Here is a 25687-nt window from a genome sequence, read left to right on the forward strand (position 1 = left end):
AATGTCACTACAGCCCTGTTTACGGTTTTTCAATCTTCAATCGCAAGTATCTCGGCCGTATGCTTAACCTGTACAGCACTTCCCATCTGGTCCAGACCGCCGCGGAGCTGGAGGACGCAGCCCGGGCAGTCCACCGCCACCAATTCCGCCCCGCTCGCCGCAATATTTTTTAGCTTGCGCTCCAGGATAGGCCTGCTGATTTCCGGGTACTTGATGCTGTAGGAGCCGCCAAAGCCGCAGCAGCGGTCGCTTTCCTGCATCTCAACCAGTTCTAACCCCGGCTGGCCGTTTAACACCTCCCGCGCCACCCGGTCCAGGCCCAGGTGCCGCTTGAAGTGGCAGGAATCGTGGTAGGTAACTTTAAGGGCCCGCCCGCTTTCTTTAAGCGGCTGGCCGGAAGATCCCTGGCGATCCCGTGTCAGTTCATGGACGAGTTCGGTAAAGTCCTTGACCTTTGCCGCTACAATCCGCGCCCGCGCTTCCCAAGCCGGGTCTCCGGTCAGGAGCTCGGGAAAGTCCTTCTTCAGGGCCACGGCGCAGGTGGGGCAGGCGGTAACGATAACCCCGGCACCGGTGCCTTCCAGGGCGGCAATATTTTGTTTAGCCAGTTTAACCGCCGTCTCCCGGTCGCCGGCGTATGCTGCCGGCGCGCCGCAGCAGGCCTGTTCCTGGGGGAAGACTACCTGCACCCCTTCCCGCCCCAGCACCTTATAAACGGCCTCGCCGATCTCCGGGTAGACAAAGTCAATGACGCAGCCGCTGTAAAAAGCAGCCCGCAGGCGGGGCCGGCTCAAGGGACGTTCCAGGTCCTTCACCCGGTCCCGCAGGGGCGCCCGGGCAATGGCCGGGAGGCTGCGCCCTTCCGTGAGACTGCTGAAGAAGATGGGCAGGTGCCGGATGAGGGGCCGGCCATGGGTCACCGGGCCCTGGAGACGGGCAGCGGCCCGCAGCAGGGTGTGCATGAGCTTAGGCCTGGCCACCACCCCGTGGAGGGCGATGCGGTAGCCGCTGGAGAGGCCCTGTTTCGTGACGACCCGCTCCCGCAGCTTCAAGACCAGGTCGGGGATGTTGATCTTCGCCGGGCAGACCTCGGCGCAACGCCGGCAGCCGATACAAAGGCTCTGGGGCTCGGCAGCGTCTTCCAGGGAGTTAAAGAAAGCCGTCAGAATGCTGCCAATGCCGCCGTTGTAAATATAGCCGTAGACCTGGCCGCTGACCAGCTGAAAGACGGGGCAGACGTTGGTGCAGGAAGCACAACGGATGCACTGCAGGGCTTCCTTGAAGACCGGATCGGCGGCCATCCGGGTACGGCCGTTGTCCAGGAGAACGACGTGCAGCTCTTTAATCCCCTCGCTATCATCCCGCCAGGCCGGGACCGGGCCGGTAATCATGGTCACATAGCTGGTAATGGGCTGGGCCGTGCCGCTGCGGGGCAGGGCCTCAAGGATGGGAACGATATCTTTGAGCTCCGGCACCAGCTTCTCGTAGCCGACAATGGCCACGTGGACCGGCGGTACAGTCGTAGCCAGGCGGGCGTTGCCCTCATTGGTGCAGATGACAATGGTCCCCGTTTCAGCCACAGCAATGTTGGCGCCGCTGATGCCCATGCCGGCGGTAAGAAACTTTTTCCTCAGCTCCCGGCGGGCGATGCGGACCAGGTTTTTAATATCCGGTTCCACCGGTTGACCAAGGTAACGGCTGAAGACCCGGGCCACCTCTTCCTTGGGTAGGTGAATGGCCGGCATAACCATGTGGGAAGGCCTTTCTCCCGGCATGAGCTGCAGTATCCACTCGGCCAGGTCGGTCTCATGGGGGTTGATGCCCCGCTCCTGGAGGAATTCGTTCAGGTGGATCTCTTCCGAAGCAAAGGACTTGGACTTGACGATATCGGTTACGCCATGTTCTTTAGCTACCTGGTAGATATATTCCCTAGCGGCCGCTGCGTCGTGAGCACGGAATACCTTGCCGCCACGGGCCTCCACCGCCCGGGTGAACCGTTCTGCCAGTTCCTCGTAACGTCCGGCGGCATCGGCCTTGATAGCGGCAATCCTCTGCCTTAAGGATTCAAAATCCCGGCCGGCATAGACCTGTTCCCGGGAAACGATGTAAGAGTCGGCAAAACGCCCCAGCGCCCCGCGCAGGCTGGCATTATTCAATGCCCGGTGAATACGTTGCTTGAATTCTTTACCGGCCATGGCAGTCACCTCCGTTATTTCCCACCAGGATAATCAGCAGCCTTTCCGGGCCGTGAACACCAATGGTCAGGCTGCGTTCAATGTCAGCCGTACGGCTGGGACCCGTGACCAGGGTGAAATACCCCGGCCAGTTCCCCCGCTCCAGGTAGGCGTCGATTACCTCGGTTAAATTGGCCCGGACTCGCTCCGCCCGCACCAGGGCGACGCAGGTCAGGGGCAACATTGTTGCCAGGCGCGCCTTCAAGCCGGTGGCGTCCATGGCCAGGGTTCCCGTCTCGGCAATGCCATAATCAAACTCAACAATACCAGTATCGGCCTGGCGGGCAAAACCGGCGCCGTCCTTCTCAATATGGAAACCGGCTGCCGTCAGGGACGCCTCCAGCCCAGCTTCCCTGCACATAGAGGATTCTACCAGGGCTACCCGTTGCCCAAAGGGCCTTAAAACCTCGACCAGTTTCGGCCCGATCCCCCCCGCGCCGTCCACTGGTATGACCTGCGCTCCCATGGCCTCAGCCTGCCGGGTAAAGAAAGCAATTAAATCATTTTGGTTCAAGAATAAAACCCTCCCCGTGATTATATATTCTTTATCCCACCTCTTGCCTCTCACTTCTCACTTCACCCCTGGCGTAGGCCTGTTCCAGCAACTGGACGACGTGGAGGACCCGCGGCGAAAGCCCCGCCTGGGTCAGGCCGTCTTCCAGCTGCATGCGGCAGGCAGGGCAACTGGTAACCACCGTATCAGCCCCGGTGGCCTTGATGGCCGCCACCTTGTGGGCCTGGACCTGCATGGACGTGTCGTAATTGGTCAGGCTGAAGGAACCGGCGCCGCCGCAGCAGCGGCCGGCATTTTTCATTTCCCGTAACTCAAGGCCGGGGATGGAGCGCAAAACCTGCCGCGGTTCATTGCTAATACCCTGGCCGCGCACCAGGTGACAGGGATCATGGTAGGTCACCTTGAGGGGCAGGCCGGCGGCAGGCCGGCGGTAATCAATCTCCAGCAGCAGTTCGTTGATATCCCGGGCCCTGGCGGCCGTGACCCGGGCCGCCTCTCCCTGGAAGCTGTTCTCGAGGAGTTGCGGGTAAAAATGCTTCCAGGCCTCGCCGCAGGTGGCGCAGGCCACCACCAGGTAGTCAAATTTATAACGCTGGAAAATCTGCAGGTTGGAAGCGGCCATTTCCCTGGCCGCCGGGACGTCGCCGTGTACCAGGACCGGGATACCGCAGCAGTGCTGGTCCCTGGGGATTATGACCTCGATATCATTGACCAGCAGGACGTTGACCACCGCCCGGCCGATGTCGGTGTAGATATAATTTTCCAGGCAACCGGTGAAAAAGACCACCCTGGCCCGGGGTTTTACCGGGCGGATTACCTCGGGGAACTCTTCTTTCAGAGTCCTTTTAGCCAGGGGCGGCAACACCCGCCGCAGTTCCAGCCCGATGGGGAAGCGGGGGTGACAGCGCTGGATTTCCGGCCGGTAACGCAGGACCAGGGGCTGGAGACGGCGGCCGGTTTTGAGGACCGTGTCAAAGAGCCGGGGGCGCTTCAAGCCCTGGAAGATTACTTTTTTTACCCAGGGCAGGCCCTTTTCCCGCACCATGGCCGCCCGGGCAGCCAGGACTACCGTATCGACCCGGACACCACTGGGGCAGTTGGCAACGCAGGCCATGCAGGTAAGGCAAAAAAGCAGCTTTTCCGCCAGGATGTGGGTGGCCGGGATCTCGCCCTTCAGGTAGGCATAGGCCAGCTGGATCTTACCCCGGGCTACCGCCCCTTCCTGCAGGGTTTCTTTGTATAAAGGGCATACCGCCTGGCAGTTGCCGCACTTCATGCATCTGGCCATTTCCTCTTCTACCAGGGCTAAATCATCGAAAGGACTCACGGCAGTTCGCTCCTTTGCCGGCAAGGGACCTACCAGCTTCCCCGGAATTAACGCCTCCACAGAGGCCACGGCCTGCTTGCTCCGCCGGATCGCCGTCTTAATGGTCAGGCAATTTTGTCCGGCCTGACCACCTGATGGTTACATTATAACATTTTTTTGCGGCAATTCAATAAGTATTTTACAGTCCAGCCCCTGCTATTTCAGGACGGCTTAGGGGTCGTGTCTTGCTGGACTGCAGCGCTCATTAAAAAAAGCCCCGCTCAACGGGGCTTTTGCCATTTCCTGCAGCCTATTTGCCCGGTGTATAAACTTCCCGCCGGCCGGCATGGCGGTTGCTTGAAGCAACGATAACCGCCAGGATGACAATAGCGCCCAGTGTCCCGGCAAGGATCCATAACCCGCCGGACAGGCTGGCCACGGCGTTGTTGGCCGCTGGCCGAGCCAGGTCGCCGTGGGCCGGGATCATCCATGTAAAGAAATAGGCCTGAAGGGTTGTTATGACGCTGATAAAAACCGTCATCAAGATGCTGGGCACGATAGCGAAACGGAAGAGGACACCCTCCTGGCCCACCTGACCGGTAGCCGCCGTGGCAACAGCAATGCTCTGAGGGGAAATCATTTTTCCAGTGACACCGCCGGAGGAGTTGGCAGCTACCGTCAGCACCGGATCGACGCCGATATTTTGAGCGGTAATATACTGCAATTTACCGAAAAGGGCATTGGCGGACGTATCGCTACCCGTAATGAAGACACCCAGCCAACCCAGAAAGGGTGCTACAAAAGGAAAAGCCTTACCGGTAACTGTCAGGGCCTGTCCCAGGGTGGTACTCATCCCGGAATAGTTTGCTGTATAAGCAAAACCCAGAACTAAAAATATCGTAAGGACAGCATAGCGCAAATCATGTAAAGTCTCGCCGAAGAGGCGCAGCCAGTCGCTAAAGCGCATATCTAGAATCAGCATCGATATGAAAGCAGCAATTAGGATCCCTGTACCCGGGGCTGCAAGCCAGTTAAAGGTAAAGATAGCGTTCATGGGTTCGGAAGTACCGGCCTTGATAATGGCCTGATGCAGGCCAGGTATGGCGAATTTGATAGTAACCAGATCCAGTACAGCCTTTACCGGACCGATACCCCAGTCAGCTACCATCAACGTGAGGATGATAAAAGGCGTCCACGCCTTCAGAATAGTTCCAGGCGCATGGTGGGATCGGGGCCCCCTTGAGGCAGGCTCGTTGGAGAAACGCCAGATATGTCCGGGTTGCCAGACGCGCAGAAACAATATCAGGCAGATTAGAGAAAAGAGAGCGGAGATAATATCGGGCAGCATAGGACTTAAATAGTTGGAGGAAAACCACTGGCTGACGGCAAAAGAACCACCGCTGACAAGACAAGCCGGCCAGGTCTCTTTGACACCTTTCCAGCCCGACATGATTGCCACCAGCCAGAAAGGCAATAGGACAGAGAGGAAAGGCAACTGGCGGCCGATCATTTTGCTCAGGAGCATGGAATCAATCCCTGCCACCTGGCCGAGGGTGAGCACAGGAACACCAATAGCACCGAAGGCCACCGGCGCCGTGTTGGCCAGCAGGCAAATACTGGCGGCATACACGGGGTTGAAGCCCAGGCCTGCCAGCATAGCTGCGGTAATGGCTACCGGAGCGCCAAAACCAGCCGAACCTTCAAGGAAAGCACCAAAGGAAAAAGCAATCAGCAATGCCTGCAGGCGCCGATCTTCAGTAATACCGGCAATAGAATCCTTGATAATTTCAAACTGCCCCGTTTTTACAGTTATCTGGTACAAAAAGACGGCGGCAACTACAATCCAGCCAATGGGAAACAGACCGTACAGTCCGCCGTTGACAAAGGAAAGAATGGCCAGGCCAGCCGGCATGCGGTAGCCGAAAACAGCGACAGCAATAGCCGCCACCACTGTTAGAAGGCCGGCAATATGGCCTTTCATTTTCCGAACGGCCAGGGCATAAAAAAGGAATATAATGGGAATAGCAGCCAGCAGGGCTGAAACCGCAAGATTATTGGCCGGATCATAGACTTGGGTCCAGGGCATTATTTCAGCGCCTCCTTGTCATCATTAAATTCCGAATATACTGTTATGACATTCAGGTGATCAGACCAGATACTTGCCAAGTGTCCCCTTCGTCGCAAAAATGTTGCTTCCGCTAACCCCCCCTTCCCTATTAAATTACCTGACCAGAGAAAGGCTCACGCCCTCCCTCCTGCTTCATCGTGGCGGTATTCCCCTCTCCGGCGTGGCTGTCAGGCAATTTTTATGATAAACCTTTTTTATGGGAATTTCAATACCTGATATATTTAATGCATGCCATCCTTTTCACAAACATCTATTACCCTTAATTAAAAAAGATCCGTTAATTTTTTCATTCACTCTGGTTTCGCCGGGTAAAAAGCTTCTCCGGGTTGCCCAAAGCAAAGAAAAAACGCCGGCGACTGGTCTTCAGGGCCAGGCACCGGCGTGTTGCTGCAAGCAAGGCTAGAAAACATCTTCCACCACAATGGTCTGGTCCCGGCGCGGGCCGACGGCAATGAGATGAACGGGCACCCCGGCCAGTTCTTCCAGCCGCCGGATGTAGCTGCGGCACGCAGCAGGCAAGTCCGCCAGGGACCTAGCTGCAGTGATATCTTCCTGCCAGCCGGGGACTTCTTCATAAACGGGCTCACACTGCTGCAGGACCTTCAGGCTGGCTGGGAAATCCCGGATTATCTCGCCGCCGTAACGGTAGCCGGTACAAATGCGTAAAGGATCAATTCCCGTCAGGACATCCAGCTTGGTCAGGGCGAGGCCCGTCAGGCCGTTGACCTCGGCGGCATGGCGCAAGATGACCGTATCCAGCCAGCCGCAGCGGCGCGGCCGCCCGGTGGTGGTACCATATTCCCTTCCCTGCTCCCTCAAAGTATCGCCGATACTCCCCGTTATTTCAGCCGGGAAGGGCCCGCCTCCCACCCGGGTGGTATAAGCCTTGACCACCCCCAGGACCTTATTAATCTTCGTCGGGCCGATACCGGCACCAATGCAGGCCCCGCCAGCCGTTGGGTAGGAAGAAGTAACAAAGGGATAAGTCCCCTGATCCAGGTCCAGGAGGGTCCCCTGGGCACCTTCAAAGAGGACCCTGCGACCATTCTTTAAAGCCTCATTAACCAGGTGGACGGTATCGGCAATGAGGGGCCTCAGGCGCCTGGCATAGCCGGCATATTCGTCCAGGATGGCCTCCAGGACGTAACCCGGCCGGTCGTAAATTTTAGCCAGCATCTCATTGACTGCCGCCAGGTTGCGGGCCAGCTTCCCGCGGAATTCCTCCCAATCCAGGAGATCCCCTACCCGGATGCCCGTCCGGGCCGTTTTATCAACATAGGCCGGGCCAATGCCCCGTTTGGTGGTGCCAATCTGGGCTTGGCCCCGGCGCTCTTCCTCGGCAGCATCCAGGCCCTTATGGTAAGGTAAAATGAGGTGGGCCCGGTCGCTGATCCTCAAACTGGAGGTATCTATACCCCGCTCCGCCAGGCCGTCTAGTTCCTGTACCAGGACGGCAGGGTCGACCACTACACCATTGCCAATAAGGCAGAGCTTGCCGGGGTAGAGGATACCGGAAGGTACCAGGTGCAGTTTGAACTCCTGTTCCCCGACCATGACCGTATGACCGGCGTTGCTTCCTCCCTGATAACGAACCACCACTTCAGCCTTTTCCGCCAGGTAATCTGTAATTTTGCCCTTGCCCTCGTCGCCCCACTGGGCTCCCACCAGGACTACCGCTGCCATGCAAGCACCGCCTTTCAATTTATTTGTTGTTTATGTGTTTGTTTCTTTATTTCAATCCTCGCCCGGTATGGGAGCCGGGCGCAAGCCACGGCCCCCCAAGTTAAGCGCTGGCCATAATGGCCCGGGCGGCAATGACGCCGGCCGCCGAAGCCTGGGCCAGGCCGCGGGTAACGCCGGCACCATCACCGGCAGCGTACAGGCCGCGGATATTTGTTTCCAATTCCTGGCTTAAATTTAACCGGGAAGAGTAAAATTTAACCTCCACGCCATAAAGCAGGGTGTGCCGGGAGTAAACCCCCGGTGCGATCTTATCCATGGCCGCCAGCATCTCTACAATGGCTGTCAGGTGGCGGTACGGGAAAACCAGGGACAGGTCGCCTGGCGTCGCCTCGGTCAGGGTCGGTGTCACCAGACCCTTTTCCAGACGATCGGCTGTGGTCCGCCGCCCCGACAGGAGATCTCCCAGGCGCTGGACCAGGACACCGCCGCCCAGGAGGTTGGCCAGCCGGGCCACATAACGGCCGTAGGCAATGGGTTCCTTGAATGGCTCGGTAAAGGTCTTGCTAACCAGCAGGGCAAAGTTGGTATTGTTAGTCTTTTTGTCAGCATAGGAATGGCCGTTCACCGTCACCAGGCCCTCATTATTTTCCAGCACTACTTCCCCATAGGGGTTCATGCAGAAGGTCCGTACTCGATCGTCAAATTTCCGCGAGTAGAAGATAAATTTGGATTCGTAGATGACGCTGGTCAGGTGCTCCATGACGGCCGCCGGTACTTCCACCCGCACGCCAATGTCCACAGGATTGACGGCCAGCTTCAGGTTCAGCCGGGCAGCCACCCGGCGCAGCCAGTCGGCGCCTTCCCGGCCCGGGGCCAGGACCACATAACGGGCGCTGATCTCTTCCCCCTGCCGGGTAACCACCCCGCTAACCCGGTTATTATCTACCAGGATTTCCTCCACCATCGTATCCGTGCGCACCTCTACGCCGTGCTCCTCCAGGTAATCCTTCATGGCCTGGAGGATCTCCTGGGTGCGCCCGGTACCCAGGTGGCGGATGGGAGCCGGAATCAACTTCAAGTCCGCGAGTATTGCCTGGCGCTGGATATCTGCAATCCGCTCATCCTCGAGACTGCCGTAGACCTTTTCTGGCGCCCCGAAATGGCGGTAAACGCCATCGACATAATCGATTAAAGCCATAACTTCCCGCTCCGGTATATATTCACTCAGCCAGCCGCCCACTTCCGGCGACAGGGTTAACTTACCATCACTGAAGGCTCCGGCTCCTCCCCAGCCAGATACTACCGAGCAGGGGTTGCAGTGCAAGCAGCTGGAACGCGTCTCCTTGGACGGGCACACCCGGCGTTGCAAGCCGTGACCCTTCTCCAGGATCAGCACTTTGAGCCCGCTTCTCTGCCGCACTAGCTCCAGGGCGGTGAAAATCCCTGCCGGGCCAGCGCCAACGATGACCACATCATATTTTCCAGCCATCCGTCTCCCCTCCTCAACCTGTTTCCGGGCAAAAAAATAGCCCCTTCACCGGGATTAGCCAGAACAACATTATAATTTTACCAGACCGTTTACGGGGCGTCAAGGAAAATTACGGACCGGCTTTTGTCCCGGTCAACTCCATGTCACCAGGCAGCATCACCACAGGATGAAAGGTAGACAGTTGCTGCCAGGGCCTGCTTATTTACCGACCAAAACAGATCCATCTTTTCCCCTGGCCGGTGCCGTAGCCCCCAGGTTCACGGTGATAATCCCCAGGGCCACCAGGGCCAGCCCCAGGAGCAAGTTCAGGGTCAATTTCTCACCTAGCAGCAGGGTGCTGAAGGTAACGCCAAAAACCGGGACCAGGAAGAGGTATACGCTCGTCTGGCTGGCCGGGTAGCGGGCCTGGATAGTTAAAAGGATGGCAAAGCCCAGGGCCGAGGTGAAGATAGAAGTGTAAAGGATGATCCCTATAGCCGGCAGCGTCCAGGAGAAACGCAGGCCATGATCAGCCAGGGCGGCTACAGGGAGTAACACCAGGGAACCATAAAGCATCTGGTAAGCAGTTACCACCAGCTTGTCCTGGTTTTTAAAGGCTGCTTTCAGGTAAACGCTAGCCAGGCCCCAGCTGGCGGAACCGCCCAGGAGAACAAGGATGCCAAGGAATTCAGACCGCGTTAAATGTACCTGCCAGGGATTCACCACCAGGATAAGTCCCGCAAAACCAATGATTAGACCGGTTACCTGTTTCCAGGTCAGGTTTTCCTTTAATAGTAAAAAGGCCAAAAAAGTGAAGAAGAAAGGATAACTGTACAATACCACGGAAGTTATACCGCTTTTTACCAGGCTGATGCCCAAATGGAGGGCCCCACCCATAATAGTCGTCTGCAAAAGACCCAGGAGCATTAAGGGCCAGAAATCCTGCCTGGCATGCCATATCTTACCCTGTCGCCTGGCTGCCAAGGCACAGAGGCAGGCTGCCCCCAGGAAAAAACGCCAGGCGCCGAAGGATACGGGCGGGATATACCTGCTCCCTATCTTCATAATTGGAAACGTCAGCCCCCAGATCAGGGTAACCAGGAGCAAGAGATAAATATGTTTGGCCTTCAAGATAACCACTTCCCTTATGGAGCCAGGGGGTGACGGTAGCCCGCCGTCGCACTTTTTAATTATACGCCCCTTGTTTCCATAAAGCAATTACTTTGACCAGGTAAATCCGGCCAGCCTCCCGGAGGAAATAAAAACCGCCCACCTGTAAAAGGTGGACGGCTTGCCTGGCAAAGAATAGGGTGGAGAGAGTCAACGTACCGCCGGTCGCGGGAGGAAGTATCAGGGCAGGCGCAGGACGGTAAAGGCCAGCCAGCTGATGATTGCACCAATTACTGACATGGACAGGCCCCAGATGAGCATATCCCGGAAAAGTTTGGTCTTGTTAGTCTTCTCCCCGGCATTGGCCAGGAAAACGGCACCAGTTGTTGACAAGGGGCTCAGGTCAGTGAGGAAGCCGCAGACAATGATGGCCGACAGTAAGGGCATGAGGGCTGTGCCACCGACTTTTTCCAGTAAAACTGGCGCCAGGGGGATAAAGGCCGGCAAAATAACGCCGGTGGTACTGGCATAGGCGGAAAGCAACCCGGCAATAAAACCGGCTATCAGGGTTACCGTCCAGGCGTTGGAGATCTGGGCTATAATGGAAGCAAACAGATCCATACCGCCGATTTTTTCCATCAGCTTAACCAGTACCGTCACGCCGGTGACCATAACAATGGTTCCCCAGGGCATGGCCTTAATGGCTTTCCCTTCATCGACAACCTTCAGCAGGGATAAAATAGCGCCGATGAGGAAGGCCCCCAGGCCAATGTCCAGCTTAAAGAAGAGGGCGCCAATGATGAGAACGCCAATGCCGCCAAGGGTTAAAAGTTGAGCCTGGGTAAAGGGTTCTACCTGGATCGCCCTGGATGAAGAAGGCCGCATAACCGTCTTCAACCCCGTGGCGGAAAAACTCTCCGGCTGGCGCGCCGGGGATGCTATCGGCCGCCCGGTAACGGAGGTTATCCCCAACGCCCAGTGCCATACTTTGTTAAAGACAGGAAAACCGGAACTGGGGGAGTTGCTGGACATTGGCAATACCCGGGTGGTGGCCAACCGGGTACCCATCATTGTCGACGGCCGCACCGTAGGAGTGGTGACTACTTTCCAGAACATTTCCAGCCTGCAAAGCCTGGAGCACAAAGTCCGGCGCCGCCTGGCCGGGCGCGGCCACGTGGCCAAGTATACTTTTGCCGACATCCTTGGCGAAAGCCCGGCCTTGAAGGAAGCCGTGCGCCTGGCCCGGGAGTACGCTTCCGTCCAGTCCACGGTCCTCATCCACGGGGAGACAGGTTCAGGCAAGGAAATGTTTGCCCATGCCATCCACCTGGCCGGCCCCCGGCAGGACGGTCCCTTTGTAGCCGTCAACTGCGCCGCCCTGCCGGAAAATCTCCTGGAAAGCGAGCTTTTTGGCTACGCCGAGGGGGCCTTTACCGGCGCCCGCAAAGGCGGCAAGCCCGGCCTTTTCGAGCTGGCCCACGAAGGAACAATCTTCCTGGACGAAATCGGGGAAATGTCGCCCCGGCTCCAGGCCCGGGTGCTGCGGGTCCTGGAAGAGGGGGAGATCATGCGCCTGGGGGATGACCGCATCATCCCAGTCAACGTAAGGGTTATAGCGGCCACCCACCGCAATCTCGCGCAGATGGTCAAGGAGCAATCCTTCCGGGAAGACCTTTACTACCGCATCAACGTCCTGAACCTGGAAATCCCGCCTTTACGTGAGCGCGGGGCCGATGTGCTCCTCCTGGCCGAACATTTCCTCCAAGAATTCTGCCGCCAGCTGCAGCGGCCGGCAGTGAACCTCACCCCGGAGGCGGCCAGGGAATTGCTCCAGTACCGGTGGCCGGGCAACGTCCGGGAATTGCGCAACTGCATGGAGCGCTTATCCTTGCGCTGTCATGACACTAACATCAGCGCCGCCGATGTACGCCAGGCCCTGGGGCTGGCAACAACGCCGGAGGCCGGGATCCCCGGCGAAGGTGCAGCTGGAGAAGGCCGGCTAGAAAGACTGGCAGGCCAGGTAAACATCCTGGAACGCGGCCTGATCATGCGCGTCCTGGCCGAAACGGGAGGCAACAAGGCCGAAGCCGCCCGCCGCTTGGGGGTCAGCCGCACCACCCTGTGGCGGAAGCTGAAAGGGGAAAATGAGATAGACAAAACAGGTAAATCATAGTAAGATGTTATCAGGGGAGTGAAAGGGGTGGCAGCTATGGCTGAAGAAGCCCGGCAGGAGATAGTTTCTGGAAGGCGGGAAGCTGCTGCAGGAGAGGAAAAACTGGCGGACTTTGGCTTTTACCTGCTGGTGGATAGAATAAGTAATGTCAAAGGCGATCTGCAAAAGCAGCTCGTTGACACTAAAGACACCCTGGCAGACAGGATAAATAATGTCAAAAACGATCTACAAAAACAAATCAGCGACACTAAAGAGGGCCTCGAGGCCAAGATAAGTAATGTCAATAGCGATCTACAAAAGCAAATCAGCGACACCAAGGATGGCCTTGAAGCCAAGATAAATAACGTCAAAAGCGACCTGCAGAAGCAAATCAGCGACACTAAAGAGGGCCTTGAGGCCAAGATAAGTAATGTCAATAGCGATCTACAAAAGCAAATCAGCGACACCAAGGATGGCCTTGAAGCCAAGATAAATAACGTCAAAAGCGACCTGCAGAAGCAAATCAGCGACACTAAAGAGGGCCTTGAGGCCAAGATAAGTAATGTCAATAGCGATCTACAAAAACAAATCAGCGACACCAAGGATGACCTTGGGGCCAAGATAAGTAATGTAAAAAACGATCTACAAAAGCAAATAAGTGATACTAAAGAAGCCCAAGAAGCCAGGTTTGACAATAAAATTGAAGCCCTACGCCAGGAAGTAAAAAATGATATCAACCGTCTTGATGGCAAACTGGATAATACACGGTGGTGGAGCGTAGCCACATTCTTTGCTGTCCTGTTAGGTTCCCTGGCAATTGCTTACTCCATATATTTCGCAAAGTAATAGAAAAATGGCTAAGGGGTGCATAACAGCACCCCTTAGTTTTTAAGGCTGGACGGTTTTCAACTCGCCGGTTCCAACCGTACCGCGGTCACCTTATATTCCGCCGTCTTGGCGATGGGGTCAAAGGCGGCGTTGGTCAGGATGTTCACCGGGGACTCTTTGTAGTGGTAGGTCATGAACATTATCCCCGGCGGCACCCGGTCCGTCACTTTAACTTTCGTCACCAGCCGGCCGCGGCGGGAGACTACCGTTACCCTGTCCCCCGTCCGGACACCTAGCTCGGCCGCCTGGGCGGGGTTAATCTCCGCCAGCTCTTCCGGCCGGTAGCTTTCCAGGGAAGGCGAATGGCGGGTGGTGATGCCATAGTGATACAGCATGCGGCCGGTAGTCAGCAAAATGGGATATTCCTCATCCGTCAGCTCGGCCGGCGGCTGGTACTCAATACCCTGGAGCAGGCCCTTGCCCCGCGGGAACCTGCCGGCATGGAGGAATTTAGTCCCCGGGTGTTCCGGCGTTGGGCAGGGCCACTGCAGGCCGTTACCCTCCAGGCGGGCGTAGCTCATACCGGCATAGCTGGGGGTGAGACTCGCCATCTCGGCGAAAATCTGCTCCGGGGAGTCGTAGTGCATGGGGTAGCCCAGGCGCGCCGCCAGGTCGCAGATAATCTGCCAGTCGGGCCGGCACTCGCCCCTGGGGCTTAAGGCCCGGCGCACCCTTTGCACCCGGCGCTCGGTGCTGGTGAAGGTGCCGTCCTTCTCCAGGAAACTGGCGCCGGGCAGGATGACGTCGGCAAACTTCGCCGTCTCGGAGATAAAGAGATCCTGCATTACCAGGAAGTCCAGGTTGGCCAGGGCTTTGCGCACGTGGGTGATATCCGGGTCCGTCAGGGCCGGGTCTTCGCCCATGATGTACATGGCCCTGATATAGCCCCCGGCCGCCAGGTCGATCATCTCCGGGATACGGAGGCCCGGGGTGGCGTCCAGCTGGCAGTTCCAGGCGGCGGCAAAGCGCTCCCGCACCTCCGGGTTGGCCACCTTCTGGTAGCCGGGGAAGACATCGGGCAGGGCGCCCATGTCGCAGGCCCCCTGGACGTTGTTCTGGCCGCGTAAGGGATTGACGCCGCTGAACTCTTTACCCACATGGCCGGTAATCATGGCCAGGTTGGCCAGGTTCATGACGTTGCTGGTACCGCTGGTATGCTCAGTGATGCCCAGGGTATAGAAGATCCCCGCCCTTTCAGTCGTGGCGTAAAGCCGCGCCGCGGCGTAGATCTTCTCCGCCGGCACGCCGGTAATCCCCGCCACCCGCTCCGGCGGGTAGTTCTGGACCACAGCCCAGAGGTTTTCAAAACCTTCCGTCCGTTCCTCGATAAACTTTTTATCCACCAGGCCTTCCGTGATGATGACGTACATTAAGCCGTTTATCAAAGCCACATTGGTCCCCGGCCTGATGGGCAGCCACAGGTAGGCGTGCTCCACCAGCTCGATCCGGCGCGGGTCAACAACGATGAGCTTTGCTCCCCGCCGGGCGGCTTGTTTCATCTTCTGGCCGATGACCGGGTGGGCCTCGGTGGTGTTAGAACCGATAATAAGAAGGACGTCGTTATGCTCAATTTCGGCGATGGAGTTCGTCATAGCGCCGCTACCGAATGCTATGGCCAGACCGGCCACGGTAGGGGCGTGTCAGGTCCGGGCGCAGTGATCGACGTTGTTGGTGCCGATCACCGCCCGCATGAACTTCTGCATAAGGTAGTTTTCTTCGTTGGTACACCGGGCCGAACTCAAAGCAGCAATGGCCCGGCTGCCGTACTGTTCCTTGATTTCCTGCAAGCGCCGGGCGGTATAGTCTAGGGCCTCGTCCCAGGTAGCTTCCCGGAAGCGGCCCTCGCCCCGCTCGCCCACGCGGATGAGGGGCCGGGTAATGCGGTCCGGGCTTTCGGCAAAGTCGGCGCCAAAGCGGCCCTTGACGCAGAGCCAGCCGCTGTTGACCAGGGGGTTGTCATAGCCGCGGACGCGTACCACATGGTCGTCCTTCACGCTGACCTCCAGGTTGCAGCCCACGCCGCAGAAGGTGCAGGTGGTCCGTACTTTCGTCAGCTCCCACTCGCGGCCCTGCCATAAACTCGCCTTCTCCGCCAGGGCCCCCACCGGGCAGACCTGGACACAGTTGCCGCAAAAGACACATTCCTCCGATTCCCTTAAGGTTAGATCCATGGCCGGGGTTACCCTGGTATTGAAACCGCGGTGGGCAAAGTCGATGACGTTGTTAACCTGGACTTCCGCGCAAACGCGGATGCACTTGCCGCACAGGATGCACTTGTTCATATCCCGCACGATGAAGGGGTTGTCATCCTCCAGGGGATAGTCGTGTTTTTCCCCGTGGAATTTGTCTCCCCTTACGCCGTAATAGTAGGCGTAATCCTGCAGGCTGCAGGCGCCGCTCTTGCTGCAGGTGAGGCAGTCCCGGGGATGGTTGGCCAGCAGTAGTTCCAGCATCATTTTGCGGGCTTCAACTACTTGCGGCGAAGCCGTCTGCACCACCATGCCTTCGGCGACGGTGGTCACGCAGGAGGCCGGCAGGCCGCGCATACCCTCGATTTCCACCACACACAGGCGGCAGCCGCCCCAGGGCGTGAGCTTCGGGTCATGACAAAGGGTAGGGATAAAGATGCCGTTATCCCGGGCGGCCTGCAAGACCGTTGTCCCGGCCGGTACGGTAATTCTCTTGCCATCTATGGTCAAGGTGACATCAGCCATCTGTTTTCCCCCCTACGTAAATAGATGTGGGAAGTTGAAGCTTAAAGTCTCTAAAACCCACCATTTTCGTTCTTCGCTACAACCTGGATATGGCCCCGAACTTGCACTTCTCCATACAACTACCGCACTTAATGCACAGGGCGGGATCAATCCGGTGCGGCTGCTTTTTCTCGCCGCTGATGGCCCCCGCCGGGCAGGCCCGGGCACAGGCGCCGCAACCGGTACACTTGCCGGCGTCAATGGTATAGACCAGCAAGGCCTGGCAAACATGGGCCGGGCAGCGTTTATCTTTGATGTGGGCCTCATATTCGTGGCGGAAGTACTGGAGGGTGGAGAGGATGGGGTTGGGACAGGTCTGCCCCAGGCCGCAGAGGGCCGTGTTCTTGACTACCCGCGCCAGCGTTTCCAGGGTATCCAGATCCTCCATGCGCCCCTCACCCTCACAGATGCGGGTGAGGATCTCCAGCATCCGTTTGGTGCCTTCCCGGCAGGGGGTACACTTGCCGCAGGATTCCGCCTGGGTAAAGTTCAAGAAAAAGCGGGCCACATCCACCATGCAGGTATTCTCATCCATGACCACCATGCCGCCGGAACCCATGATGGCCCCCGCGGCAGTGAGGGATTCGTAATCCACCGGCAGGTCCAGCTTGTCTTCCGGCAGGCAGCCGCCCGACGGGCCGCCGATCTGGACGGCCTTGAACTGCTTATCATCCTGGATACCGCCGGCGATATCAAAGATAATTTCCCGCAGGGTTATCCCCATAGGCACTTCGATGAGCCCGGTCTTCTTGATCTTGCCCGTCAGGCAGAAGACCTTGGTCCCCTTGCTCTTTTCCGTGCCCATAGAGGCAAACCACTGGCCGCCGTTCTTGATAATAAAGGGGACGTTGGCGTAGGTTTCGACATTATTGATATTGGTAGGCTTACCCCATAACCCCTGCTGCGCCGGGAAGGGCGGCCGCACCCGGGGCATGCCCTGCCTGCCCTCGATGGAAGCGAGTAAAGCCGTCTCCTCGCCGCAGACGAAGGCGCCGGCGCCGGCCTTGATATGCAGGTCAAAATTAAAGCCCGTCCCCAGGATATCCCGGCCCAGCAAGCCCTTTTCTCCCGCCGCGGCAATGGCCATTTTCAGACGCTTGATGGCCAGGGGGTACTCGGCGCGGCAGTAAATATAGCCCTCATCGGCGCCAATGGCATAAGCGGCGATGGTCATGCCCTCAATAACGGAAAAGGGGTCGCCTTCCAGGACGCTGCGATCCATAAAGGCGCCGGGATCACCCTCATCGGCGTTGCAGACCACATACTTTTTGTCCCCCGGGGCCTGCCGGGTAAAACTCCACTTCAGGCCCGTAGGAAAGCCGGCGCCGCCCCGGCCGCGCAGGCCCGAGATCTTGATTTCTTCGATAACCTGTTCCGGGGTCATCTGGCCCAGGACCTTTTCCAGGGCCTCATAGCCGCCGGTGGCGATATATTCTTCCAGGCTTTCCGGGTTGGTAAGCCCCAGGCGGGAAGTTACCACCCGTACCTGCCGCCCATAGTAAGTGCTTCCCGGCATCACCGGGATGCCTTCATAGGGAGTTGCCTCACCGGACAACTGGATAAGGGCCCATTCCCTGACAGGCTCCCCCTGGAGCACATGTTTTTCCACCAGGGTGGGGACCCGCTCCGGCGTTACGTCGCCGTAAAACACCCGCGGTTTCCCCGGCAGGGCTACTTCCACAATGGGCTCAGCATAACACATGCCGATACAGCTCGTCTGGCTTATATCTACCTGCAAACCCCGCCTGGCTATCTCTTCTTCCAGGGCCGCCATTACCTTCGCTCCCCCGGCCGCCTGGCCGCAGGTGCTCATGCCCACGGTAAGGGAGGGCCTGTCCCCCCGGTGAGATTGCTGCTGCAAAGTTTCCCGCCATTCCTTCAAGTCCTGCAATTCAGTTTCACCCCCACCTAAAATAGAAGTCTTTTTATATCCATGCTGTGGAAGCTCGCGACGTCATAGTCGTATAGCTAGTATTTTTCCAGAATGGCCGGGATCTTCTCAGGCGCCAGCCGCCCGTAGGTTTCTTCGTTAATCATCATCACCGGGGCCAGCCCGCAGGAACCCAGGCAGGCCACCGTTTCCAGGGTAAAGCGGCCGTCGGCGGTAGTTTCATTTTTGCCAATACCCAGGGCTGCAGAAATAGCCTCCAGCAGCCGGGCACCCCCCCGCACGTGGCAGGCCGTACCCTGGCAGACACGGATGATGTTCCGTCCCCGGGGTTTCAGGTGAAACTGGGTATAAAAAGTAGCCACACCGTAAACCTGGCTGAAGGGTATTTTCAGCTTTCTTGCAATCTCCCGCATGACCTCCCCCGGCAGGTAGCCGTAAATCTCCTGGGCTTCCTGGAGAATGGGGATCAGGGCTCCTTCAGTTCCAGCATAGCGTTCCAGGACCTCCGCCAGGGCTTTTGCCTTAATGTTCGCATCATTATTGCTACCAAGATCCATCAAATCTAGCCAACCCTCCCATCAAACGCTTTCCGCCAATTTAGTGTTATTATAACACTAAATCTACGCACCAGTCAGTAACTTTTTTTGCTCTAAATTTTACTATTTTGCATATTTAACTTTGAACGGGCAAAATCAAGAAATTCGGATAGGGCTTAATATCCCCGGTCCTATATCCCCTAAATCGCCGCAAGCAGTAAGGCGCATGGCAACGGCCAGGTCGTCGGCCAGGGCCTCCAGCTGCAGCCTCACGCCGGCGGCGCCGCCGCCGATGGCGGCAATGGCCAGGGGCCGGCCCACCAGGACCGCCCGGGCGCCCAGGGCCAGCATCTTCAGGACATCCACACCCGAGCGCACGCCGCCGTCGGCCAGGACCGTTATTTTATCTCCCACCGCCGCCGCAATCTCCGGCAGCACCGCCGCCGTCCCCGGCGTGTGGTCCAGGGCGCGGCCGCCGTGATTGGAAACCACAATGGCCGCCGCCCCGCCGGCCACGGCGGCCTCCGCGTCGGCCACCGTCATAACGCCCTTCAAAATTAGGGGAAGAGAGGTCGCCGCCGCGATCCCGGCCACCTGCTCCACCGTCTTGGGTTCCACCAGCTGGCCGGCGCGGGTCATATTCACCAGCCCGGCAGCGTCGACATCGATACCTACGGCCACGGCGCCGGCATCCTCGGCCCGGTGGATGAGGCTCACTATTTCCCCATCTTCCCGGGGTTTGATGACCGGGATACCCCGCCCCCCGGCAGCTTTGATGGCCTTGAGACCGGCGTCCATGAGTTCCGGCAGGGGACCGTCCCCGGTGAAGGAGAGACTGCCGGCCTCGGCCGCTCCCAGGACAAAGGCCCGCGCCAGTTCTTCTTCGCTAACACGTCCCTGGAAGTTGACCCTGGCCCCGGCTACGGCCGCGCCCAGGATGGGAAAGGCCAGCTTCTGGCCGAAAAGCCTTAACCCCAGGTCCTGGTCCTTGCGGTCGTGGAGAACCCGCATGTTGACCTGCCAGGCCGCCAGGGCCGTAACATTATTGCGGAATGACGCCCCCGTGCCAATGCCGCCCATCCCCGGCACGCCGGTAGGACAGCGCCGGCCGTCGCATACCGGGCAGGCATGGCAGATGCCTTCCAAGATCACCCTGGCCCGCTCGCGAATAGATGCAAGAGTCGCCGGCATAAGCAGCTTCTCCTTCCTGATACTTCTTGCCAAGGTGAAGTAAATTACCTGCAAGCCAGGTTGCCCGCCACCAGGGGCGGGGCAATTTGCGCCCGCAGGACCTTCAGGGCGCGGTCCAACTGCTCCCGGCCCTCCGTCACTTCAATATCAGGTATTAGCCCTTCCCCGTCAATAGCTTGACCGGCAGGAGTACGATAATATGCAGTAGTTAATTTTAAAGCGCCGCCGTTGCTCAAAGGAAAGATGGTCTGCAGTGCCCCTTTCCCGTAGGTCCGGGTTCCTATCAGAATGGCAGCGTGATTGGCCTGCAGGGCCCCGGCCAGGATCTCCGCCGCGCTGGCCGTACCACGGTCCACCAGGACCACCAGGGGCAGGTCCTGGCCCGGTCCCCGGGAACGGAGAATGGTAACCTTTTTATCCCGGCCCACCACCTGTACCACAGGTTTATCCGGGAGCAAAAACAGGGAAGCAATCTCCAGGGCAGCGTCCAGGTAGCCGCCGGGGTTGCCCCGGAGATCCAGGATAATTCCCCGGGCACCCCGGGCTTCCAGCTCCGCCAGCGCCGTTTCCACCTCCCCAGGCGCCCAGTAGGGGAAGGAGCGCAGGTAAAGGTAGCCTACCGGCCCGGCGAGCAGGCGGCTGCTGACCACCGGTGGCCGGATTACCTCCCGGCGCAGGTAATAGCTCCGGCGACTGCCACTGCCGGGCAGGGTAACAGTCAGGTCCACATAGGTTCCCGGCTTACCGCTCAACAGCCGGCCTATCTCCTCCAGGGGCAAACCCTTGACCGGCCGGCCGTCCACGGCCAATAGCACCGAGCCGGGCACGACCCCCAACCGGGCGGCCGGCGAGCCGGGGACAGTGTTGCTGATTACCGCCTGACCCTCAAGATCCTGGAAAATAATCCCCACACCTGTATACTCATCATTCAGGGAAGAAGCAAAATCAGGTATATCTTCCGGGGCTATGTATTCACTGTAAGGATCGCCCAGGGATTCCACCAGGCCCTGAACGGCCCCTGCTTCCAGGGCTGCCCAGTTTAAAGGACCGGCATAATTTTTTTCCGTGAGAGAACGCACCTCGTCCAGGAGGGACCACCCCGGCGCCGCAGCCCGGGCTACAGCCAGATCCCCCAAGAAAAGGGCAAAAAACGTCACCAGAAAGAAAACCCACCGCCGCACTTTCGGCATCATCCCGTCATTTCCCCTCTCCCGGTTTGATGTTGTTAACTATTTCGGTAGAGTAAACGTTTTTCCTGCTCCTATTCCTTATTGCATTGATCTTTTTCCCAGAAAATGCTAACATCAAGTAAAATTTACTTATCCACCCTGGCGCCGAAGCGCTGCACGAGGATCTCCCGGACGGCCGCCACGTCGGCGTCGGTGAAGGTACCGGGATCGCGCTCCTTCGTCAGGGCGTAGGCCGCCGCCACCCCGGCGGCATCTCCCAGGACGCAACTATTGGGCAGGACCCGCAGCTCGGCCCAGGCCAGGGAGGAAATGCTGGTCGCGTAGCCGGGGATGAGCAAATTGGGCACCGGCCGGCTGAGGAGGGTGTTAAAGGGGATATAGACCGGGTTCTGCGGCCATCCGCCCGGCCCCGGCGTGGTCCGGGGATAATCGGGGCGCAAAAAAGGCGTCACCGGCCAGCGGTAGCGGCCATTGCTGCCTTTAAGGTCGCTGAAATGATAGGCATTGATATCCTGCCAGTAGAAGCCCAGGCCAATGCGGTTTACATAATTGCCAAGATCGTTGCCTTCCGCCGGGCCTGGCCCGGCGCCCTGGGTGGCCGCCGCGGTCAGGGCATAGTTGCTGTTCTCCGTCCCCGGTCCCGCTTCCCGGGGGTCGACCACCGTATGCACGGTTTCCCGTAAGTATAGCATCCCCCCGGTGACCGGCCGGCCCTGTCCATCGCGTACCAGTTCTACCTTATCAAAACCCTCAAAACGGCGCAGCGCCCGGATAAAATCAGGGTTATCCAAAATCTCCCGCGCCTTATGCCAGGCCGTATCGGTATCCAGAGCGCCCGGAGCCATATCGCGAGGGTAAGGGTCATGCCCGCGGTCGCGGGCATTCGCCCGGCCGTCGACATTAAAGATGAGGAGGGCATTGACCCACCACTCCGGGCTCCCCGGGCCGTCCTGGGCGGCATTAAGGGGCTTTAAGGCAAAGCCCAGGGGCCCGTACTTGTCGTTAAAGGCGGTAACCACCGGGTCGCTTATGTAAACTTCCCTGCCGCCATAGGCCCCCCAGGCACCCCGCTCCTGGCGGAAAGTCATATCCCGGTAACGGCCGGGCTGCACCCCGCGCACCTTAAACATGAGGGTAGCCACCTGCTGGCGGGGCAGCAGGATATCCCCATCGTCGCCGGGCCCCGGCCGGCCAGCCGCTATTCCTCCGGCGCCGGCAGTACCGCCTTGCAGCCGCAGGCTCTTAAGACGCCGCACCTCTTCCTTGCTGACCAGGTCCGCCGCCAAAAATTCAACGGGCCAGTCTTCCCGGCCCACCGTCACCCCGGCCTGGCTCAGGCGGCTGAGCCGCCCGTCTTCCGAAGCGTCGACAAAGATGGGCGCGGCCAGTATTAGGCGCTCTTCACCCCAGATTACCGTCCCGGCGGCATCCCTTTGCAGGCTTCGCAGGGCCAGGGCCTGGAGCCGCCCGCGCCCGTCCTTCCTGACGGCAGTTATATCCATGGCCCAGTAAGTATGGAGATTAGGCTGTTTGCCCAGGTCGGCGGCAATCCGTGCCGCCAGGTCAGCCGTGCGGTAAAATGGTCCCACAGCTTTAAACCAGTGGGCAAAAGAGCCCCCCTGCGCAAGCCTTCCATCCCGGAGCCAGTAGCGCACGTCCCAGAAGTTCTGGCCGCCCACCGTGGCCAGCCCGCCATACTCGCCCTCGGGGTAGGGAACCACCAGGACCACCGTTCTATCCGGTGCCGTTGCCGCCGCCTTCCAGGCCGCCGCGCAGCCGGCCAGGCCCCCGCCGTAAACGACGATATCCGTACGGACCGCAGGCGCCGCCAGGGGCCAGCCTTCCGGCCGGCTCCCCGTACCGGTTAGAGTTAACATAAAACATAAAGCGAAAAAAAATAACAGTAACCTTTGCCCCATTAGCTAATACCCAATAGTTTTTTTATGGTTAACATAAAATGCTTTAAATCACCGTGATCACGTTTTAATATTCCCCAGATGATCTCAGCATCAAGTCGAGCATAATCATGGACAATAATGTTACGAAATTGGGCCATCTTCATAAGTTTTTTAGCCAGTTCCTCGGGCAGGTAGCCGGCTTCACCTAAAACAGCAAAAATATCTTTATTATCCCGTGGCTCCCTTAATCCCTCATCGGAAATAATGTGGCTGGCAATATCAATGCAGCTTTCTACAGCCAGATGTAAAGTCCGTTCAACATACCGGCGCAGCCGTTTATCGGCCAGGAAGTCTTTTAAGCCGATTTCCTTTTCTGCCTCCAGGTCGGCTATATACTCACTTAACAAAGCCAGGCGGTGTCTTATAACTTCGATATCAACCATATTAGCCACTCTCCAGGATTTTAGCGATAATTTTTTTATGTCGTCTCTGAAGAAGGGGTTGCAGGTCAAAATAAGTGCGCCTGGACCAAACTTCAAACGCCACCCTGTAACGGGGATCTTTATCGACCAGTAAAATTCCGTCCTTTAAGATCTGGTGTTGCAGCAGTAAAGGTGCCGCCTGAATGTCAATGACATCTACCTTTTTTCCCGTTACCCTTTCCAGATCAATAATTATTTCCAGCCGGCGGTCAAAACGCTGCAATTTCTCTTCACTGCCGGCAAATAACACGGCCACGTCGATATCACTGCGCTCCCGACCGGTCCCCCGGGCACGGGATCCAAAAAGGTAGGCCGCCACCACATCCTGGCAGCGATTGAGATACCCGGTTAGAGCATCAGCTACCGCTTTATTTAAGCGCGCTTCGGCCGGCAAATATTTGGGGGAAGTCAAAATCTCCACCTTCCTGCAGCCACACACTTACATCACCTTGACCAGGAGAAGCTCTCTCTGGCGGAGCGCTTCGCCCTTACCGTCATCTTCCCCAGCCCGGACCAAGAGCAGTACCTGGCCATTGTAGGCGAGCTGGCCCGCAAAGCCGGCCTGCAAATAGAACCAGCCGAGCTGCGCCGCCGCGCCCTGCAGTGGGCCCTCTACCAGAACGGCACATCCGGCCGCACCGCCCGGCAGTTCGTCGATTACCTCCGGGGAGAGCTGGAATAAGAATTGGTTATACCTCGCTGCTACTGTCAAGCCCGAGGATCCGGCGCATTCTAAGGGTAAAAAGATGGAGGTCCTTCTTAAAATCACCGGCCAGCTCCGGCAATCCCTCCAGGAGCTGGCGAATTTTTGCCGGGTCCAGGCTAAAACCATAAATGTTACGGAAAGCGTGCCTGAAAGCCCGGAGTTCATCCAGGCTCCGGGCTGTCTTACCGGCAAGCAACGCCGGGCGTAAGCCCGGCACTTCCAGGGTCATTTGGTCCAACAACTCTTTATGCCATTGCTCGCCGGCAGGGACGGAACAGTCAATATCCCTGGCTATTATTCTAAAAATCTTTTCTATAGCCGTATAGTAGTCATGCAAGATGGAACCTATAATCCGCAGGGAGGCTTCATCGGCGAGGCTGAAACCTCCCAGGGAATCGGCTTGAATCCTGGGGAATAAATTGTGCCGCGCCAGTTCCCTTTCCAGCCTTTCCAGGTTGGCTACTTCTTTATGAATACGGGCTTCCAGCAGGAGGTATTTTTCAGGGATCAAATTTCCACCCCTTCCCGGGCGACTTCTTCCTGTAAAGATGGCAGGGCGTCCTCCGCGCACACTATGCTGACCTCAAAGGGCGCTGCCAGGCGCCCGGCCCGGGCCAGCATCTGCCAGTAGGAGCCTGTAAAGCCCTTGATAAAGAGATCAATATCGGACGTTTCCCGAAAATCACCCCGCGCCAGGGAGCCATAGAGGATAACCTCCTGCACACCGTAAACGTCTCGCAAAAAGGAGGCTACTTCCCGGGCCTTCTGCCAGGCCAGGGCCCGGCGCTTATCTAACTCTTCCTGGCGTTTCATGTCAAGAAGCCGCTTTAACCGGACAAATTCTTGTGTCATACTATCCTCTCCAGCGAGTTCCTGAAAGATAATGGCATCCCCTTCACAGGCTTAAAATCTATACCCAGGCACATGGATTCGGCATGAAAGAATGATATCATGAAAGAATGATCTATATCTGATGCTACCAAATTTCCAGAGCAGCAGTCAACCAAAAAAAGTAAAGGCCGCGCCTTTTTATTGGTGCGGCCTCAAACCGGGCCGGGATTGTCCCCTTGGGAAATCGCCGGGGCGGACTGAGAAAGAGGTTCCCCATCTCACCCGGGTCGGCATTAGAATCGTCGCCACCCGCTCCCGCTGGGCACCGTTTAAGCCCTGCCCGTACTAACCTTACTCCACCTTTACGGCCATGCCGTCCTGCAGCACGCCCACGTTGGTTACGGCCCCCTGCTCGCCGGCCTGCAGGCCCTTAAGTACCATCACCTGCTCCTCGTTCTTTAAACCCAGGGTTACCGGCCGCCGCTCTACCGTACCGTTTTTGACCACAAAGACATAATCCTGGCCGCCGTCCGTACGCACGGCAGCAAGGGGCACAACTACGCCCTCCGGGGCCGCCAGTTTAAATGCGGCGCGGGCCGTCATGCCGGCCTTCAGCTCGCCCGGGTTGGCCAGGCTGATCTCTACCGGGAAACGCTGTCCCGTAGCCGCCGCTCCCAGGGCCTGGGGGTTGATGGCGCTTGAAGTAGGGTAGATTCCAGGTTCAGC

22 protein-coding genes are annotated in these 25687 nt (G+C 58.2%); 3 read left to right on the forward strand and 19 right to left on the reverse strand.

The genetic code is table 11. The annotated features are described in order from the left end of the window. Nucleotides 1-29: 29 nt before the first annotated feature. The 8 genes from ldhH to MOMUL_RS01230 all read right to left on the reverse strand — a co-directional run bounded on the left by ldhH (nucleotide 30) and on the right by MOMUL_RS01230 (nucleotide 11340). Entirely contained in the window at nucleotides 30-2195 is a 2166-nt protein-coding gene (ldhH, locus tag MOMUL_RS01195) for an L-lactate dehydrogenase (quinone) large subunit LdhH (RefSeq protein WP_062280502.1), read from the reverse strand. Beyond that, nucleotides 2185-2748, reverse strand: a complete 564-nt coding sequence (locus MOMUL_RS01200) for a LutC/YkgG family protein (protein WP_062280505.1) — start codon at nucleotides 2746-2748, stop codon at nucleotides 2185-2187. The genes ldhH and MOMUL_RS01200 overlap by 11 nt, the downstream gene beginning before the upstream one ends. A gap of 31 nt (nucleotides 2749-2779) precedes the next feature. Beyond that, nucleotides 2780-4135, reverse strand: coding sequence for a (Fe-S)-binding protein (locus MOMUL_RS01205; protein ID WP_236712931.1), 1356 nt, complete (start codon nucleotides 4133-4135; stop codon nucleotides 2780-2782). A 229-nt stretch (nucleotides 4136-4364) separates the two neighbouring features. Continuing rightward, entirely contained in the window at nucleotides 4365-6140 is a 1776-nt protein-coding gene (locus tag MOMUL_RS01210; protein WP_062280508.1) for an L-lactate permease, read from the reverse strand. Between the two features lie 441 nt (nucleotides 6141-6581). After that, complete coding sequence (locus MOMUL_RS01215; protein ID WP_062280511.1) at nucleotides 6582-7865, reverse strand: adenylosuccinate synthase; 1284 nt, start codon at nucleotides 7863-7865, stop codon at nucleotides 6582-6584. Between the two features lie 100 nt (nucleotides 7866-7965). Then, on the reverse strand, nucleotides 7966-9354 hold the full coding sequence (locus MOMUL_RS01220) for an NAD(P)/FAD-dependent oxidoreductase (protein ID WP_062280513.1): 1389 nt from the start codon (nucleotides 9352-9354) through the stop codon (nucleotides 7966-7968). Nucleotides 9355-9552: 198 nt separating this feature from the next. Further along, a complete protein-coding gene (locus MOMUL_RS01225; protein WP_084785380.1) occupies nucleotides 9553-10551 on the reverse strand; it encodes a DMT family transporter in 999 nt (332 codons plus the stop codon). Between the two features lie 132 nt (nucleotides 10552-10683). Further along, nucleotides 10684-11340, reverse strand: coding sequence for an SLC13 family permease (locus tag MOMUL_RS01230; protein ID WP_161484947.1), 657 nt, complete (start codon nucleotides 11338-11340; stop codon nucleotides 10684-10686). A 4-nt stretch (nucleotides 11341-11344) separates the two neighbouring features. On the opposite strand from MOMUL_RS01230, the gene MOMUL_RS01235 reads away from it, so the two are divergent. Next, nucleotides 11345-12616 carry a sigma-54 interaction domain-containing protein gene (locus MOMUL_RS01235; protein ID WP_062280522.1) on the forward strand — a complete coding sequence of 424 codons (1272 nt, stop codon included), beginning with the start codon at nucleotides 11345-11347 and terminating at the stop codon, nucleotides 12614-12616. A gap of 27 nt (nucleotides 12617-12643) precedes the next feature. Beyond that, entirely contained in the window at nucleotides 12644-13441 is a 798-nt protein-coding gene (locus MOMUL_RS01240; RefSeq protein ID WP_153018187.1) for a hypothetical protein, read from the forward strand. Between the two features lie 59 nt (nucleotides 13442-13500). On the opposite strand, the gene fdhF is transcribed toward MOMUL_RS01240, so the two are convergent. From fdhF to mntA, 8 genes are all read right to left on the reverse strand, one after another. Then, nucleotides 13501-16197, reverse strand: a complete 2697-nt coding sequence (gene fdhF, locus MOMUL_RS15490) for a formate dehydrogenase subunit alpha (RefSeq protein ID WP_084785382.1) — start codon at nucleotides 16195-16197, stop codon at nucleotides 13501-13503. Nucleotides 16198-16273: 76 nt separating this feature from the next. Further along, nucleotides 16274-18127, reverse strand: a complete 1854-nt coding sequence (gene nuoF, locus MOMUL_RS01255; protein WP_062280533.1) for an NADH-quinone oxidoreductase subunit NuoF — start codon at nucleotides 18125-18127, stop codon at nucleotides 16274-16276. Between the two features lie 77 nt (nucleotides 18128-18204). Then, complete coding sequence (gene nuoE, locus MOMUL_RS01260; protein WP_062281407.1) at nucleotides 18205-18684, reverse strand: NADH-quinone oxidoreductase subunit NuoE; 480 nt, start codon at nucleotides 18682-18684, stop codon at nucleotides 18205-18207. 135 nt (nucleotides 18685-18819) lie between these two features. Beyond that, a complete protein-coding gene (locus MOMUL_RS01265; RefSeq protein WP_062280535.1) occupies nucleotides 18820-19854 on the reverse strand; it encodes an alpha-hydroxy-acid oxidizing protein in 1035 nt (344 codons plus the stop codon). Nucleotides 19855-19898: 44 nt separating this feature from the next. Continuing rightward, nucleotides 19899-21047, reverse strand: a complete 1149-nt coding sequence (locus MOMUL_RS01270) for a S41 family peptidase (RefSeq protein ID WP_062280538.1) — start codon at nucleotides 21045-21047, stop codon at nucleotides 19899-19901. Between the two features lie 122 nt (nucleotides 21048-21169). After that, nucleotides 21170-22921: an FAD-dependent oxidoreductase gene (locus MOMUL_RS01275; RefSeq protein WP_153018188.1), complete on the reverse strand. Its 1752-nt coding sequence runs from the start codon at nucleotides 22919-22921 to the stop codon at nucleotides 21170-21172. A 41-nt stretch (nucleotides 22922-22962) separates the two neighbouring features. Further along, nucleotides 22963-23385: a type VII toxin-antitoxin system HepT family RNase toxin gene (hepT, locus tag MOMUL_RS01280; protein ID WP_062280542.1), complete on the reverse strand. Its 423-nt coding sequence runs from the start codon at nucleotides 23383-23385 to the stop codon at nucleotides 22963-22965. 1 nt (nucleotide 23386) lies between these two features. Further along, on the reverse strand, nucleotides 23387-23836 hold the full coding sequence (gene mntA, locus MOMUL_RS01285) for a type VII toxin-antitoxin system MntA family adenylyltransferase antitoxin (RefSeq protein WP_062280544.1): 450 nt from the start codon (nucleotides 23834-23836) through the stop codon (nucleotides 23387-23389). A 57-nt stretch (nucleotides 23837-23893) separates the two neighbouring features. On the opposite strand from mntA, the gene MOMUL_RS17755 reads away from it, so the two are divergent. Then, on the forward strand, nucleotides 23894-24106 hold the full coding sequence (locus MOMUL_RS17755) for a DUF815 domain-containing protein (RefSeq protein WP_407937683.1): 213 nt from the start codon (nucleotides 23894-23896) through the stop codon (nucleotides 24104-24106). 7 nt (nucleotides 24107-24113) lie between these two features. Here MOMUL_RS17755 and MOMUL_RS01295 read toward each other — a convergent pair whose 3' ends face one another. The 3 genes from MOMUL_RS01295 to MOMUL_RS01305 all read right to left on the reverse strand — a co-directional run bounded on the left by MOMUL_RS01295 (nucleotide 24114) and on the right by MOMUL_RS01305 (nucleotide 25564). After that, complete coding sequence (locus MOMUL_RS01295; RefSeq protein WP_062280549.1) at nucleotides 24114-24641, reverse strand: ribonuclease toxin HepT-like protein; 528 nt, start codon at nucleotides 24639-24641, stop codon at nucleotides 24114-24116. Further along, a complete protein-coding gene (locus MOMUL_RS01300) occupies nucleotides 24638-24982 on the reverse strand; it encodes a nucleotidyltransferase family protein (protein ID WP_062280551.1) in 345 nt (114 codons plus the stop codon). Before MOMUL_RS01300 ends, MOMUL_RS01295 begins: the two co-directional genes overlap by 4 nt. A 330-nt stretch (nucleotides 24983-25312) precedes the next feature. Next, complete coding sequence (locus MOMUL_RS01305; protein WP_062280554.1) at nucleotides 25313-25564, reverse strand: permuted SH3 domain-containing protein; 252 nt, start codon at nucleotides 25562-25564, stop codon at nucleotides 25313-25315. Between the last annotated feature and the right edge of the window lie 123 nt (nucleotides 25565-25687).

Source organism: Moorella mulderi DSM 14980 (genome assembly GCF_001594015.1).
In the GTDB taxonomy this organism is placed as follows: Bacteria; Bacillota; DSM-521; order Neomoorellales; family Neomoorellaceae; genus Neomoorella; species Neomoorella mulderi.